The organism is Arcobacter rhizosphaerae, assembly GCF_049472155.1.
GTDB lineage: Bacteria > Campylobacterota > Campylobacteria > Campylobacterales > Arcobacteraceae > Arcobacter_B.
In genome coordinates this window covers 512,637-527,954 of sequence record NZ_JBMOVW010000002.1, presented here as the reverse complement: position 1 = coordinate 527,954, position 15,318 = coordinate 512,637, and the positions used below count along the sequence as shown (strand labels likewise).

At 28.4% G+C, this 15,318-nt stretch carries 16 protein-coding genes; 12 read left to right on the top strand and 4 right to left on the bottom strand.

Annotation, left to right across the window (positions count from 1 at the left end; translation table 11 throughout):
* The 8 genes from dmpG (at position 1) to ACH5BH_RS05610 (ending at position 7,720) form a co-directional block, all read left to right on the top strand.
* A complete protein-coding gene (dmpG, locus tag ACH5BH_RS05645) occupies positions 1 to 1,029 on the top strand; it encodes a 4-hydroxy-2-oxovalerate aldolase (protein WP_423297719.1) in 1,029 nt (342 codons plus the stop codon).
* Positions 1,029 to 1,817, top strand: a complete 789-nt coding sequence (gene dmpH, locus ACH5BH_RS05640; RefSeq protein ID WP_404306146.1) for a 2-oxo-3-hexenedioate decarboxylase — start codon at positions 1,029 to 1,031, stop codon at positions 1,815 to 1,817. Before dmpG ends, dmpH begins: the two co-directional genes overlap by 1 nt.
* A 107-nt stretch (positions 1,818 to 1,924) precedes the next feature.
* Positions 1,925 to 2,134: a 2-hydroxymuconate tautomerase gene (thmT, locus tag ACH5BH_RS05635; protein ID WP_404306250.1), complete on the top strand. Its 210-nt coding sequence runs from the start codon at positions 1,925 to 1,927 to the stop codon at positions 2,132 to 2,134.
* A 1-nt stretch (position 2,135) separates the two neighbouring features.
* Positions 2,136 to 3,143, top strand: a complete 1,008-nt coding sequence (locus tag ACH5BH_RS05630; protein WP_423297718.1) for an MsnO8 family LLM class oxidoreductase — start codon at positions 2,136 to 2,138, stop codon at positions 3,141 to 3,143.
* A 2-nt stretch (positions 3,144 to 3,145) separates the two neighbouring features.
* On the top strand, positions 3,146 to 3,964 hold the full coding sequence (locus ACH5BH_RS05625; protein WP_423297717.1) for an alpha/beta fold hydrolase: 819 nt from the start codon (positions 3,146 to 3,148) through the stop codon (positions 3,962 to 3,964).
* Positions 3,965 to 4,291: 327 nt separating this feature from the next.
* Positions 4,292 to 5,449: an OprD family outer membrane porin gene (locus ACH5BH_RS05620; protein ID WP_423297716.1), complete on the top strand. Its 1,158-nt coding sequence runs from the start codon at positions 4,292 to 4,294 to the stop codon at positions 5,447 to 5,449.
* Positions 5,450 to 5,541: 92 nt separating this feature from the next.
* Positions 5,542 to 6,438, top strand: coding sequence for a DMT family transporter (locus ACH5BH_RS05615; protein ID WP_404306138.1), 897 nt, complete (start codon positions 5,542 to 5,544; stop codon positions 6,436 to 6,438).
* Positions 6,431 to 7,720: a tellurium resistance protein TerC gene (locus ACH5BH_RS05610; RefSeq protein WP_423297715.1), complete on the top strand. Its 1,290-nt coding sequence runs from the start codon at positions 6,431 to 6,433 to the stop codon at positions 7,718 to 7,720. Before ACH5BH_RS05615 ends, ACH5BH_RS05610 begins: the two co-directional genes overlap by 8 nt.
* Before the next feature lie 248 nt (positions 7,721 to 7,968).
* On the opposite strand, the gene ACH5BH_RS05605 is transcribed toward ACH5BH_RS05610, so the two are convergent.
* A complete protein-coding gene (locus tag ACH5BH_RS05605) occupies positions 7,969 to 8,574 on the bottom strand; it encodes an NlpC/P60 family protein (protein ID WP_423297714.1) in 606 nt (201 codons plus the stop codon).
* A 57-nt stretch (positions 8,575 to 8,631) separates the two neighbouring features.
* Positions 8,632 to 9,147 carry an NlpC/P60 family protein gene (locus tag ACH5BH_RS05600; protein ID WP_404306132.1) on the bottom strand — a complete coding sequence of 172 codons (516 nt, stop codon included), beginning with the start codon at positions 9,145 to 9,147 and terminating at the stop codon, positions 8,632 to 8,634.
* Between the two features lie 112 nt (positions 9,148 to 9,259).
* Here ACH5BH_RS05600 and ACH5BH_RS05595 point away from each other — a divergent pair, with 112 nt between their 5' ends.
* From ACH5BH_RS05595 to ACH5BH_RS05585, 3 genes are read left to right on the top strand one after another with little or no spacing between them, the layout of a single operon-like run.
* Positions 9,260 to 9,829 (top strand): hypothetical protein, encoded by a 570-nt coding sequence (locus tag ACH5BH_RS05595; RefSeq protein WP_423297713.1) that lies wholly within the window; start codon positions 9,260 to 9,262, stop codon positions 9,827 to 9,829.
* On the top strand, positions 9,830 to 10,969 hold the full coding sequence (locus ACH5BH_RS05590; protein WP_423297712.1) for an MFS transporter: 1,140 nt from the start codon (positions 9,830 to 9,832) through the stop codon (positions 10,967 to 10,969).
* A gap of 11 nt (positions 10,970 to 10,980) precedes the next feature.
* Entirely contained in the window at positions 10,981 to 11,697 is a 717-nt protein-coding gene (locus ACH5BH_RS05585; protein ID WP_423297711.1) for an SIMPL domain-containing protein, read from the top strand.
* A 5-nt stretch (positions 11,698 to 11,702) separates the two neighbouring features.
* On the opposite strand, the gene ACH5BH_RS05580 is transcribed toward ACH5BH_RS05585, so the two are convergent.
* The gene (locus ACH5BH_RS05580; RefSeq protein WP_423297710.1) at positions 11,703 to 12,182 is read right to left on the bottom strand and encodes a hypothetical protein; all 480 of its coding nucleotides are present in this window, start codon (positions 12,180 to 12,182) and stop codon (positions 11,703 to 11,705) included.
* 9 nt (positions 12,183 to 12,191) lie between these two features.
* Positions 12,192 to 14,759, bottom strand: a complete 2,568-nt coding sequence (gene alaS, locus ACH5BH_RS05575; RefSeq protein WP_423297709.1) for an alanine--tRNA ligase — start codon at positions 14,757 to 14,759, stop codon at positions 12,192 to 12,194.
* 188 nt (positions 14,760 to 14,947) lie between these two features.
* Between alaS and trxA the strand changes: the two genes are divergently transcribed.
* Complete coding sequence (gene trxA, locus ACH5BH_RS05570; protein WP_254577012.1) at positions 14,948 to 15,265, top strand: thioredoxin; 318 nt, start codon at positions 14,948 to 14,950, stop codon at positions 15,263 to 15,265.
* Positions 15,266 to 15,318 lie beyond the last annotated feature (53 nt).

The following is a 15,318-nucleotide window of genomic DNA, read 5'->3' as shown; positions in this document are numbered from 1 at the left end:
ATGGATTTACAAGGTAAAAAAATAAAAATTCATGATATGTCTTTAAGAGATGGAATGCACTCAATTAGACATCAATTTTCACTTGAAGAGATGACAAATATGTCAACAGCAATGGATAAAGCAGGTGTTCCTTTTATTGAAGTTACACATGGAGATGGTCTTGGTGGTTCATCACTTAACTATGGATGGGGAAGACACTCAGATGAAGAGTGGTTAGATGCAGTAGTACCAAATATGACACAAGCTAAAATATCAGCTCTTTTACTTCCTGGTATTGGAATTGTAAAAGACCTTGAGAGAGCTGTTGAACATGGAATTTCTATGGTTAGAGTAGCTACTCACTGTACGGAAGCTGATTGTTCTGCTCAACATATAAAAGCTGCTAAATCTATGGGAATTGATACAGTTGGTTTCTTAATGATGGCACACATGGTAGATGAAAAAAGATTAGTTGAAGAGGCTAGAAAAATGGTTTCTTATGGTGCTACTACTATTTATGCAACTGATTCAGCTGGATATTTATTACCTGATATGGTAAGTGCTAGAATATCTGCACTTAAAGCTGAGTTTGGAGATGAAATTGAACTTGGTTTCCATGGTCATAATAACTTATCAATGGGTGTGGCTAATTCTTTAGCAGCTATTGAAGCAGGAGCAACTAGAATTGATGCATCACTTGCAGGTTTTGGTGCTGGTTCTGGTAATACTGCAACAGAAGTATTAGTTGCTGTTTGTAATAGAATGGGTGTTGAAACTGGTGTTAACCTTGAAGCTATTGAAGATGCTGCTGAGGATATTGCACTTCCTATTATGGGTAAACCTACAAGAATTTCAAGAGATTCTATTACTTTAGGATATGCAGGGGTTTATTCATCATTTTTACTATTTGCTAGACGTGCAGAAGAAAAATATGGAATAGATGCTAGAACTTTACTAGTTGAATTAGGTAGAAGAGGAATGATTGGTGGTCAAGAAGATATGATTGATGATTGTGCTATGGAATTAGCTAAACAAAAAGGATTACTATAATGGCATTAGATAAAGCTACAATAGAAAAATTAGCAAAGCATTGTGAAGATGCTGAATTACAAGCTTATGAGATTACTAAAATTACAGATGATTATCCAGATATGACTTATGAAGATGCTTATGATATTCAATGGACTGCAAGAGCTGCAAAAGAGAAAAGAGGTCATAAAATTGTAGGTATGAAAATGGGATTAACATCTCAAGCTAAAATGAAACAAATGGGTGTTCCTAATCCTTGTTATGGATACTTATGCGATTACTTTGCTTATGGTGATGGGGCACAAATTCCTTTTGATGAATTAATTCATCCAAAAGTAGAAGCTGAGATTGCTTTTGTATTAAAAGATGATTTAAGTGGACCTGGATGTCATATAGGTGATGTTTTAGCTGCTACTGATTTTGTAATGCCAGCTGTTGAGATTATTGATTCAAGATATAAGGATTTTAAATTTGATTTAAAATCTGTAATTGCCGATAACTCTTCATCTTCAAGATATGTAAGTGGTGGTATGGCTAAAAAAGTTGATGAAATTGACCTAAAAACACTTGGTGTAGTTATGGAAATAAATGGTGAAGTTGTTCAACTAGGAGCTGGTGCTGCTGTTCTTGGACACCCTGCTACTGCTATTGCTATGCTTGCTAATATGATGAGTGAAAGAGGTGAGGTTTTAAAGGCTGGTTCTTATATTTTAAGTGGAGCAATTACGGCTGCGACTACTGTTAATAAAGGTGATAATGTAACTGTTAAATTCCAAGACTTAGGAACTTTAACTATGAAATTCATATAGAAAACAAGAGCAACTCGTTGCTCTCTTTAGGGTTTGTTTCTTTAGGTAAAATTTACTTTTACCGATGAAAGAAATTAAAAATGAAATGGTCCCTTTTTTGATGGGACATTAAAAAAGGAGCTTTTATGCCTATTGCACAAATTAATATTATTGAAGGTAGAAGTGATGAGCAAAAAGAGAAACTTATAGAAAAAGTAACTCAAGCAATTCATGAAGCTATAGATGCACCAAAACAAAATGTTAGGGTAATTTTAAATGAAATGCCAAAACAACACTTTGGAATAGGTGGAGAGAGTGTAAAAAAGATGGGGCGATAAAGTGTTAAAATTAAGTGTATTAGACCAATCACCTATTCATGATGGAAAAGAAGCAAAAGAAGGTTTATTTGATACTATAGAATTAGCTAAGTTTTGTGAAAGCTTAGGTTATCATAGATATTTATTAGCAGAACATCATGATACTCCTGGGTATGCTTCTTGTGCTCCTGAAATTATGATTGGAGCAGTTTCTTCTAATACTTCAAAGATTAGAGTTGGTAGTGGTGGAGTTATGCTAAATCATTATAGTTCTTTTAAGGTAGCTGAAACATTTAATACACTTAGTGCTTTATATAATAATAGAATTGACTTAGGAATAGGACGAGCTAGTGGAGGAAGTTTCTTAGCTACACGAGCTTTGCATACTTCAAAAAGTGATTATTCTCAAAAAGCTTATGAACTTATAAACTATTTAGATAATACTACTTCAAAACAATCAGCATTTTATGATTTAAAACTTTCACCCCAAGGAGTACACAGTACACCTGTTTATTTACTTGGTTCTAGTAATTCTAGTTCCTCTTTAGCAGGGGTTTTAGGTGCTGGTTTTATTCTTGCTTTATTTATAGGTACCCATGATAGAAACCCTTCTATTTTAGAAGAGTATAAAAATAGCTTTAATAAAAGTCAAAATTTTAAGGAACCAAAAGCAAGTATTGCTGTTGCTTGTATAGTAGCAGATAATAAAGAAGAAGCAGAATATATAGCAAGTACTCATACTTACTGGAAATTACAAGCTTTTAGACATCCATCAAGGGATGAACTTCAAAATCCACAAATAGTTCAAGAACTAATAAAAAGTTTAAGCTTTGAGGATAGAAAATATTATGAAGAAACAATGAATACTATGATACTTGGAAATGCAAAAGAGTGTAAACAACAAATAGAACAGTTAGCTTTAGAGTATGAAGTTGATGAGGTAATTATTGTGAATGTGACTTATTCTTTTGAACATAGAAAAAGATCTTATGAACTTTTAGCAAGAGAATTTAATTTAAATAAGGAGTAAAAATGTCAAACCCAGAAATAGCAAATAGTATAAAAACAGGTGAATTTGATACAAATTATCATGATTTAGGAGAGGGTGAACCTATAATATTTATTCATGGTTCAGGCCCAGGGGTTTCAGCTTATGCAAATTGGCGATTAGCAATGCCTGAACTTGCACATAATTTTAGAGTGATAGCTCCTGATATGGCAGGTTTTGGATATACGCAAAGAGTTAATGGCATGGTTTATAATATGGATGTGTGGGTAAAGCAAATTATTGATTTAATGGATGCTTTAAATATTGAAAAAACAAATTTAGTTGGTAACTCTTTTGGTGGAGCTTTAGCTTTAGCTTTAAGTATAAAGTATCCTCAAAGATTTGATAAAATAGTTTTAATGGGAGCTATGGGTGTTGAGTTTGAATTAACAGCAGGACTTGACCAAGCATGGGGGTATACACCAAGTATAGAAAATATGAAAGCTTTACTTGATACTTTTGCTTATAGTAGAGAATTAGTAACTGATGATTTAGCAAAGATGAGATATGAAGCTAGTATTAGACCTGGTTTTCAAGAGTCTTTTGGTTCAATGTTCCCATATCCAAGACAAAGTAGTGTAAGTGCTATGGCAAGTGATGAAAAAGATATTGAAGCTATTGAAAATGAAGTTTTAATAATTCATGGAAGAGATGATAAGGTTATACCTTTTGAAAATTCTATAAGACTTCATAAGTTAATTGATAATTCTCAACTTCATAGTTTTGCTAAGTGTGGACATTGGAGTCAAATAGAACATAAAGATAGATTTAATAAACTGTTATTAGATTTTTTTACTGAGTAGTATTTTGCGATTAAATTGCGAAATTTTTTTGTTATTATTTTAACTGAAGGTACAAGTGATACATTTAAAATTTGAAGTTGTGGTACCTGTGTTTTTTGCTTTTAAACTTATTATGCTTTCTTTTTATCACTAGCAACTTCAATACTCAACATTCTTTTCTTAAAATGATTTAGACATAAAATACGGCATTTCTATGCCGTATGTCCCTATATTTTATTAGTGCGATAGTTTTGCGATTTTATTTAATTAAAATATTTTTTGTAGAGTACCAACTATTATTGCGCGTGTATGGTAGTCTAGAAAATTTCGAAATCTTGGGGAGATAAAATGAAAAAAATTACAAAATTAAGTATGGCTGCATGTTTACTATTTTCAGGTACGACATTTGCTGAAACTTTAGAAGAGGCTTTTTCTAATTCAAAAATGAAAGGTGAAATAAAAGCTCAATATTTTAGTGTAGAGCCTGTATCAGATGGGAAAAGTGATGATATCTCAGTTATTGGTGGTAATATAAATGTTATTACAGGTTCTTTTTATGGATTTAATGCAGGAGTTACTTTTCAAACTTCTCATGTTTTAGATATATCTACAGAGGGTACTAATGATTTTAATAAGACTATGGATGCATCAGGTTCTGTTATGTCTGAGGCTTATTTACAATATACAATTAGTAATACATCTTTAAAAGTTGGTAGACAGTATATTAAAACTCCATTAGTTGCTGGTTCTGGTACTAGAATGATTAAACAATCATTTGAAGGAATTACTGTAGTTAATAAAGATTTACCAAATACTATTGTAAGTGCTGCTTATGTTGATAAATATCAAGATAGAACAAATCAAGCTGGAGATCCAGGTGAATTTGATCAGTTTGAAGATGGTGCTATGACTTTATATATAAAGAATAATTCTATAGAAAATTTAACTTTACAAGCACAATATTTAGATGTAAAAGGTAAAGTTTCTGCAAATGATAAGGATGCTACATATTTAGAAGCAGGTTATGATTTTGGTGTAGCAAATATTCATGCACAGTATTTTGATACAACAAATGGTTCAGAAGATGGAACAATGTTTGGTTTAAAAGCTAGTGGAAATGTTGGGATGTTTAATTTAACAGCATTATATACAACAACAGGAAGTGATGGTACAGTTTATCCTGGTGTTGGTTCAGGTGCTGATAATGCCTTTACTGCTTTACCTTTACATGGTGGAAGTGTAACTTATACTAAAAATACTGATACTTTAGTTGGTGTTATTGCTACAAATATTGCAGGTGTAACGGCTGTTGCTTATTATGGTCAAGTAAATACAGATGAACCTACTTCTCCTTTAAACTATGAAAAAATTGATGCAGTTGGTGGATTCTTACAATATGCATTTAATAAAAATCTTTCTGCAAAAGTTATGTATGAAAGTGCTGATTTTGACACAGCTTCAAATGATGATAATATCTTTAGAGTTTACACTTCATATAAATTCTAGTAAAATATTTTTTTATAAAAGCTTTTTTTAAGGGTTCAAGTATATACTTGAACCCTTTTTTAATTTAAAAATTTTTTCAAAAGAAGTGGAAGATGCAATATTATATATTATTAGTTTTAGCAGTACTTTTTTGGTCTGGTAATTTTGTTTTTGGGAGATTGGTATCAACAAGTATTGAACCAACAGAGTTATCTTTTTATAGATGGTTTTTTGTTTTAGTTTTATTTTTACCATATATTTTAATAAATATTAAAAGATTAACAAAGGCATTAAAAAAAGATTTTTTACTTTTATTTTTATTGGGTGGTTTTGGTGTTGCTGGGTTTAATACCTTTTTATACTATGGTTTACAAACAACAACAGCTATAAATGCCTTATTAATTAATTCAGCTATTCCTATAATGATAGTTGTTTTATCAACTATTATATTAAAAGTAAAAATTAAAGCTATTCAGGTTTTTGGTATTTTTTTATCAACTTTAGGGGTTATATATCTTATCTTAAAAGGTGAGTTTGAATCTTTAAATACTTTAGAGTTTTCAAAGGGTGATTTATGGATATTATTAGCTGGATTAGTTTGGTCTTTATATTCGATACTTTTAAAGTTTAAACCTAAAGATTTAAAAGCTTTTGATTTTTTAACAATTACTTCTTTTATAGGTGTAGTAATGTTAAGTGTTGCTTTTTACTATCAAGGATATAGTTTTAGTGTAAGTTTTATAGAGAATAAACAGCTTTTTTACTCTTTGATGTATATGATAATATTTCCTTCAATTTTATCTTTTTACTTTTGGAATATAGCTACAGTTGAAGTGGGTGCAAATAAAGCAGGGCAATTTACTCATTTAATGCCAATTTTTGGAGCAGTTTTAGCTTATTTCTTTTTAGGTGAGAAGTTAGAACTATATCATTTAGTTGGAGTTGTATTTATAGCTTTAGGAATTTATTTATCTATATTTTATTTAAAAAAGGACAAAAAAAGTGAATAAAATAATTCCTTTTTCAGGGGTATTAATATTTTTATCTTTTATAAGTACTTTTATTGCTTATTTTTTTAATAATAAAGTATTGATAATTTCAGGCTTATTAGCTTGGTTTGCACTTATTCTTTTGTATATAAGTTTAAATAGTAAAAAGATTTTAAATATACTTATTGTTTTAAGTTTATTTGCTTTTAGTCTCTCTTTTTATATGAATTTTAAAATAGATTTTGTAAAAGTCTTTACAGTAAATCAATATCTATTAACTCTTCTAATAGGAGTAGGTTTTTTAAGATTAATAGCAACTCCTAAAAAAGATAAAAGTTCAAATCTTCCTAAAGGGAAAAAATCTTTTTTAAAAACTTATTTAGGAGTACATCTTTTTGGTTCAGTAATAAATCTTTCATCATTAATTTTAGTAGCAGATAAAATGTATAAAAAAGCTAAGCTTACAAATACTCAAGTGATAGTTCTAACAAGAGCATTTGCTAGTGATGCTTACTGGTCTCCTTTTTTTGTAGCCTTTGCTGCTGCTGTGACTTATGCACCTAATTTAAATACGGTTATTATTCTTTCAAATGGTCTTGTTTTAGCCTTTATCGCTTTTTTATTTACTTATTATGAAGTTTTAAAAAATAAAAGTTTTAATATAGATGAGTTTAGAGGGTATCCTGTAGCTTTTGATACTTTGATACTTCCTTTTGTTTTAGCTGTTTTAGTTTTAATTACTAATCATTTTTTTCCAACAATTAAAGTAATTGTTCTTATCTCTGTTTTTTCTTTTTTATTATCTTTATTTGTTTTACCAATAAAAAAAGGTTTTATTAAAGCTATAAATAAATTAAAAGAGCATATTTTTCATGAACTTCCAAAAATGAAAGTTGAAATGTCTCTTTTTTTAATTGCTGGTATGTTTGGTATTTCAATTAGTTCTATTTTAATAGGCTTAGATTTATCCTTACCTTTTGAAAAATTTGATTGGTTTATAGCCTCTATTCTTTTAGCTATTTTTATTATATTAGCATTTGTAGGAATACATCCCATAATTACTATAGCGATAATTGGGGATTTTTTAAGTTCAGTAAATCATACTTTATTAGCAGTAACATTTTTAATGGCTTGGTCAACTACAGTTTCAACTTCACCTTTTAGTGGTTTAAATCTAACTATTGTCGCAAGATATGGTTTTGAAGGCAAACAAATATTTAAGTTAAATATCTTATATGCGCTAAAAATGTACATAGTATGTGTTATTTGTCTGTATTTTTTATCAAATTACTTAAAATTGTAATAAAATCATACAATTATCATATACTCTTATTATAATTACAGTATTAAAGAGGTAGATGCATTCTCATTTGTATCCTTTCTGCTTCCTAAATTATAAATTTAAGTGCATTTACCTCATTAACCTATACTAATTACTAAAAGCCCTATTTATATTACTCTTTTAATCATATTTCAAATTTTATAGCAAGAGTAGTAAGTAAAAATAAACTCATTTCTCCTAAATACAATTAAAACTTTAGGGCTTTTGTATTATAAATCTTTGATTATTCTTCTTGATGTCCAATATGCTTTTTTGTAGAAATTCTTATTTAGTTTTGTAAATTTAACGCCTTTTATTGAAGCGTGCATAAATTTTCCATTACCCATATAAACCCCAACGTGTCTATCAATTCTACCTGTTTTAAAAAATACTAAATCTCCTAGTTTTAATTGAGACTTTTTGATTTTTTCTCCTACTTTAACTTGTGTTCTAGTACTTCTTGGAATTTTAATATTAAATTTCTCTTTAAATATTCTTTGAGTGAAAGCAGAGCAGTCAATTCCTTTTTTTGAATTACCACCAAATTTATATCTTACACCTTTCCATTCATTATAAAATTGCATAAGTGCTTTTTTTATGATCTCATCATTTGATAAAACTTTTTTTTCTATTTCAGTTTTTTTATTCGGTATTTGGTTTTTTACAATATTTTTAGATAATTCAATATTTTTACTTATTGTATTTGGCTTTACTGGAACCTCAATTTGGGATGTTATATTTTTGTTGGATGTTTCTTTATATGTTAGTGTTTTTGTGCTATTACAGGCATTTAAAAAGAGTATAATAAAAGTAAAAAATATTATTTTTTTGATCACGAATTATTCCTAAAATATGATTTTTAAGTGAATATTATACCCTTTTTTTTCTTAGTGTTAAAAGAGAATTCTTTTTGCTTTCCAATAGTGTTTTTTATAATATGGATTGTTTAAAGAAGAGATAATTACACCTTTTTTAGTAGAAGCGTGCATAAATCTAGCATTATCTAAATATATTCCTACGTGCCTTGTATTCCAACCTGTTTTAAAGAAGACTAAGTCTCCTAATCTTAAAGCATCTTTTTTAATATACTTTCCTATGTTATGTTGTTTTTTTGTTGTTCTAGGAAGTTTTAAATTAAAACTTTTTTTATATGCTTTTTGAACGAATGCAGAACAATCAATACCTCTTTTTGAATTTCCTCCCCACTTATATCTAACTGCTTTCCAATCTTTGTAGAAGTGTCTTAGTTGTGAGTTGGTATTTATGAGAGTCTTTTCAAGTGAAGCACTAGGAAATGGTAAGTTATCAAGTTCTTTATAACTATTTACAAAATTTAATGATTTAGTTTTATTTGAGCAAGCTGTTGTAAATATTAAAACTGTAAAAACTAGCAGTATGGTTTTAATCATTTTTAAATTGTTTCCCTTTATGTTATATTTGTTTATATTAATAAAAAAATAATAGGATGTCAATTAATTGCCCAAAAGATGGTATAATTCGCCTTTAAAGAAAGGATTTTAAATGAAAATGGTATTACTAATAGTAATAAGTGCATTTATTTTTAATGCTTGTACTTCTACTAAATATGCAAATAATTTGAATAATATAGAAAAATTAAATACCGAAAAAAGACTTTTAACTATAAGTTACTGTACAAACAATGCGTATATTAAATCAATAAATGATGAAAACTATGGAAAGTTATTTGTTGAGTATATATGGCTAGATAACTCATGTACTTGGAATGGCTTATCAAGAGGTTTTTTTGAGTATCAATTAAAAAAAGATTTAAAAGTTTCATCTATGAAAATAGTTGAAAGATTAGAGTATTCTAACTATGAGTTTACTAGTTATTTAATTGATAATAAATATTATGTAGACTTAATTTATAAATACTCAAATAATGAAGATTTGTTTATCTTGGATTATAAGGGATTGTATTTTCAAGAACAAATACAAAAGTTTAAAAAAGATTTTAAAAGTAAATCTTTAGGAAAAAAAAGATTGACAAAAGAGTATTTTAAAAGTCTAGTAAGAATGAATATAGTTGAAAATTATTTCGAAAAGGTTTATATAAGAGATGAAAGATAGATGAAGAAAATAGATTTATTTATTGTGGTTTATTGTATTGTGATTGTTTTATCTGTGATGTATGCAACTCAACCCTTACAACCACTTTTAGCAAAAGAGTTTAATATTTCAGTTATAAAAGCTTCTCAATTTACAGCAATTATAATGCTTTTTTTAGCTATTTCTCCTATTGTATATGGATATATTTTAGAAAAAGTATGTGCTAAAAAAATGCTTATGTATTCATCTTCTATTTTACTTATTACAAATATCTTTTTAGGTTTAAGTAATAGTTATGAAACATTTTTATTTTTTAGATTTTGTGAAGCTTTAGTTGTTCCTGCTATTTTAACAGCACTTATGAGTATATTAGCAAATATAGATAAAGAAAATATCAAATACAATATGGCAATTTACGTAGCTGCAACAGTTTTAGGTGGAATGATAGGTCGGATTTTTTCAGGTGCTATTGCTACAAGTTTTTCTTATGAATATGTTTTTTACTCTTTATCTTTAGCAATTTTTATTTCACTATTTTTTGTTAAAAAATTAAAATATGAAGGTGATGCAACACTATCTAAACCAAGTTTTAGTGATATTACAAATATTTTAAAAGATAGAAGATTTGTTTTAGTATATTTATTAATGTTCTGTGTATTTTTCGTATTTGCAGGAGTATTAAATGTACTTCCATTTAGATTAAAAGATATAAGTAGTTCTATAAATGAGTTTCAAATAAGTCTTTTATATTTAGGTTATGGAATGGGAATTTTAGTTTCGTTATTATCTAAAAAAATAGTAAGATTTTTTAAAACAGAACTAAATACTATTTTAGTAGGTCTATTAATTTTTACAGTAGTTAACTTTTTTTTAGTAAGTGATGATGTTTTATTTTTATTTGTAATGTTATTTGTTTTTTGTATTGGTATGTTTACAGTACATACAATGAGTACAGGTTTAGCAAATTCTATGAAAAGTGAACAAAAGTCATTAACTTCAGGAATGTACCTTACTTTTTATTATCTTGGTGGAGCTATGGGTTCATTTTTACCTTCTATAATATATGAACATTTTGGATGGAATATAATGATTTATTCTTTTATATTTATTCTTTTATGTATGATTATATTAGTTTATAAAAATAGATTATTATTTAAATAAAAGGAAATTTTATGTCAAATTTTAGTAGTAAATCAATTTATGTTTTAGGAATATGTCTTATTTTAGGGCTAAGTTCTTTAGGATATTTTTTAGTAGAAGGTGTTAAAACCTATAAGCAGTTTGATAGAAGTGTAACGGTAAAGGGCTTATCTCAAAAAGAGTTTAATGCAAATATTGTTTTATGGCCAATAAAATTCACAGTTGCTAGCAATGATCTAAATGACTTAAATAAACAGATTGAAACAAATACAAAAATTATAATAGATTTTTTAAAAGATAATGAAATTATGGAAGATGAATGGACAATACCAGCACCTTCAATAAATGATAAGTTAGCAAACAGTTACTCAAATGAAAATGTAAGATTTAGGTATAGTGCAAATCAAACAATCAATGTGTACTCTAAAAATGTCGATTTAGTTAGAAGTGTAATTTTAAATATTTCATCTTTAAATAAAAAAGGTATTTTATTTAGAATGAATGATTATGATTCAAAAGCTCAGTACTTTTTTACAAAACTAAATGAAGTAAAACCTATTATGATAGAAGAAGCTACAAGAAAAGCTAGAGAAGTTGCTTTGAAGTTCGCTAAAGATTCAAATAGTAAATTAGGAAAAATTAAAAAAGCAAGACAAGGACAATTCTCTATTTCAAGTAGAGATCAAAATACACAACATATAAAAAGAGTTAGAGTTGTATCAACAGTTGAGTATTATTTAGACGATTAAGAGGATTAAAATCCTCTTAATGTAACTCCTAAGAATATAGCAATAATTCCTAGAATAATATTTAATGGAATAAAGTATTTAGCTATAGGTTCTAATTGTTTTTTAGCAGCAGGTAAATTCCCACTTTCAAAAGCTTTTGAAGCTTTGTTTCTTTTTATATAAATAGTTATGAAGATTATTGTCATTATTGTTAAAACAATTTCTTTTACCATCACTAAGTTATAAAGTGTTGATTCTTTTAAATTTAAAGCTACTATCATTATTGTTGCTGTTATTAAAATTAAAATAATAGCAGGAATAACCATATTAAAAAATCTTCTTAAAGACTCTAAAGTTCTTCCTAGTTTTATTTTTGGGTCTGTAATATCTTGCATTGAGTAGTGAACGGCAAATCTAATTGCTAACATTCCACCTACCCATAATACAGCAGAAATCACATGTAGAAAAACTATAATTGATGAATAATTATCAAATAGTTCAGTCACTTTTTAATCCTATAAATTTTCTTTTGCATACTCTAAAGCAGCTTTTTTTGCATCTTCAATTTTTGATACATCTTTACCACCAGCTTGGGCGAAGTCAGGTCTTCCACCACCTCCACCACCAACGATTGGAGCAATATTCTTAATCCAGTCACCAGCTTTTATATTTGTATTTTTACTTCCTGCAACTATCATTACTTTATCACCTTTTGCTTGTAACAATAATACTGCAAGTTTTTCATTAGCATTTTTTAAATCATCAACAATTTTTTTAATATCACCATTTTTAACAACATCAACAACAACTTTTGTATCAGCTATTGTTTCTTCACTAATAGGAGCTGAGCTTTGGCTTTGAGCTTCTTCAACTTCTTTCTTAAGTTCTTTAATTTGGTCTTTTAGTTTTTTGATACCAATAAGTGCATCTTGATTTTTAACTTCTGCTTGAACTTCTTGATATTTTTTCATAAATGATTTTGCATAAGAAATTGCTGACATTCCACATACTGCTTCAATTCTTCTAACACCTGCACTTACACCTGCTTCTTTAGTAATATAGAAAGAACCAATATCATGAGTATTTCTTACATGAGTTCCCCCACAAAATTCAACGGATACATCACCAAATTCTACTACTCTTACAACATCACCATATTTTTCACCAAACATAGCAATAGCACCTTTTTTCTTTGCATCTTCAATAGCTAATTCTTCTACACTTCCTGCAATTCCTCTTGAAATCATAGAGTTTACTAAATCTTCAACCTCTTCAATTTGGCTTTGAGTCATAGCTTTTGGATATGTAAAATCAAATCTTAATCTTGAAGAATCATTTAATGATCCAGCCTGAGATACAGTATCTCCTAAAACCATTTTTAAAGCACTTTGTAAAAGGTGTGTTGCACTATGATGTTTCGCAACTTCATATCTATTTACTACAACAGCTTCTACTTGCTCATTTTGGCTAATATCACTATTTTCTACTTTTACTTTTGAAAGGTTTAATCCATGGAATTTTTGAGTATCTTCAATAATCGCAATATGTTCATTATCTTCTAATGCGCCAATATCTCCACTTTGTCCACCAGAAGTTGCATAAAATGGAGTTTTATCTAACATAACCCAACCATTCTCACCTTTTTTTAATGAAGTAACTTCTTTAAAGTTTTCATCTAATAAGGCTACAATTGTACTTTTGTAATTTGTATTTTCATACCCTACAAATTCATTTTCACCATATTTTTCAAGTAAAGCTTTAAAATCACCACTAGTTGCAGCATCTCCACTACCTTTCCAAGCAGCTTTAGCTTTAGCTTTTTGTTCAGACATTAATTCATTAAACTTCTCAATATCTACTTTAAGATTTTTATCTCTTAACATATCTTCTGTTAAATCTAATGGGAATCCATAAGTGTCATAAAGTTTAAATGCTACATCTCCTGAAAATACTTCTTTTGTATTAGCTAGTTCTTCATTAAAGATGTTCATTCCTGTATCAATAGTTTTGATAAATCTCTCTTCTTCTAGTGTTAATTGCTCTTTTATATAATCTTTTTGTTCAATTAAGGCAGTATAGTGATTCCCCATAATTTCACATAAAGTATCATAAAGTTCAGCTAAAAATGGTTTTCTAAATCCAAGTAAATAACCATGTCTTACAGCTCTTCTCATAATTCTTCTATTTACATAAGGTCTTCCCTCATTTCCAAATAAAATACCCTGAGATAACATAAATGAGTTAGCTCTTAAATGATCGGCAATTACTCTATATGAACCAATCGTTTCAGAAGTAGCTTTCTTAGCTGATAATTCTTCAAGTTTTTTGATGATAGGTTGGAAGTTTGATGAATCAAAGTTATTTAAAACACCTTCTTTAATAGCAATAACTCTTTCTAGTCCCATTCCTGTATCAATTGATGGCTTTGGTAAAGATGTTCTTGTGATTTTTCCATTTTCATCTTTAGTTTGTTCATATTGCATAAATACTAAGTTCCAGATCTCTAAGAATCTATCACCTTCTCCACCTAAATAATCTTCATCAGATGAGAAGTGTTCTTCCCCTTGATCATAAAAAATTTCTGAACATGGTCCACATGGTCCTGTGTCACCCATAGACCAAAAGTTGTCTTTATCTCCAAATCTTTTGATTCTTGAAGCATCAATATGTTTTTGCCATAATTCATAAGCTTCATCATCATCATTATGAATAGTTACCCATAATTTATCTATAGGTAGTTCAAGATTAACTGTAATAAATTCCCATGCATAAGCTATTGCATCTTTTTTGAAATAGTCACCAAATGAGAAATTACCTAGCATCTCAAATAAAGTGTGGTGTCTTGCAGTATAACCAACATTTTCTAAGTCATTGTGCTTTCCACCAGCTCTTACACATAACTGACATGATGTAGCAGTAGGATTACTTGGTTTTGGAACTGCACCTGTGAAAATATCTTTAAATTGTACCATTCCAGCATTTGTAAACATTAATGTTGGATCATCTGGTACTAAAGGCATTGATGAAACAACTTCATGCCCTTTATTTTTAAAAAATTCTAAATACTCTTTTCTTATATCCATAAAACTATCCATTTTAATTAAAATAGAGTTATTTTATCCAAAAACAGATTTAAGCTAGATTAGTGTAATTAATGAATTCAATTTATACATAAAAGATAATTTAAGTTTAGCTAGGCTAGAATATAAGAGTTTAATTTATAAATTATTTTGATAAAGAGAACTAAAATATTAATAATAAGGAAATAAAAATGGGTAAATATATTGAATTAACTCCTGCAAATTTTGAAGAAGTTACAAAAAGTGGTGTTTCATTAGTTGATTTCTGGGCTCCATGGTGTGGACCTTGTAGAATGATTGCTCCAGTTATTGAAGAGTTAGCTGAAGAGTTTGAAGGAAAAGCAAATATTTGTAAAGTAAATACAGATGAAGAGCAAGATCTAGCTGTAAAATATGGAATTAGATCTATTCCTACAATTATCTTTATGAAAGATGGTGAAGTTGTTGATCAAATGGTTGGAGCTTCTTCTAAGCAAGCATTTGCTGATAAAATTAACTCATTATTATAATAAATAATAAAAATACAAACAATTATTAAGAAAGGTAAGACAAAATGGTCTTA

Excerpts from the sequence above, each read along its gene's own strand:
- trxA (WP_254577012.1), top strand. The coding sequence starts at position 14,948 with ATGGGTAAATATATTGAATTAACTCCTGCAAATTTTGAAGAAGTTACA.
- ACH5BH_RS05625 (WP_423297717.1), top strand. The coding sequence starts at position 3,146 with ATGTCAAACCCAGAAATAGCAAATAGTATAAAAACAGGTGAATTTGAT.
- ACH5BH_RS05590 (WP_423297712.1), top strand. The coding sequence starts at position 9,830 with ATGAAGAAAATAGATTTATTTATTGTGGTTTATTGTATTGTGATTGTT.
- ACH5BH_RS05615 (WP_404306138.1), top strand. The coding sequence starts at position 5,542 with ATGCAATATTATATATTATTAGTTTTAGCAGTACTTTTTTGGTCTGGT.
- alaS (WP_423297709.1), bottom strand. The coding sequence starts at position 14,759 with ATGGATATAAGAAAAGAGTATTTAGAATTTTTTAAAAATAAAGGGCAT.
- dmpG (WP_423297719.1), top strand. The coding sequence starts at position 1 with ATGGATTTACAAGGTAAAAAAATAAAAATTCATGATATGTCTTTAAGA.
- ACH5BH_RS05620 (WP_423297716.1), top strand. The coding sequence starts at position 4,292 with ATGAAAAAAATTACAAAATTAAGTATGGCTGCATGTTTACTATTTTCA.
- ACH5BH_RS05600 (WP_404306132.1), bottom strand. The coding sequence starts at position 9,147 with ATGATTAAAACCATACTGCTAGTTTTTACAGTTTTAATATTTACAACA.
- ACH5BH_RS05595 (WP_423297713.1), top strand. The coding sequence starts at position 9,260 with ATGAAAATGGTATTACTAATAGTAATAAGTGCATTTATTTTTAATGCT.
- ACH5BH_RS05585 (WP_423297711.1), top strand. The coding sequence starts at position 10,981 with ATGTCAAATTTTAGTAGTAAATCAATTTATGTTTTAGGAATATGTCTT.
- dmpH (WP_404306146.1), top strand. The coding sequence starts at position 1,029 with ATGGCATTAGATAAAGCTACAATAGAAAAATTAGCAAAGCATTGTGAA.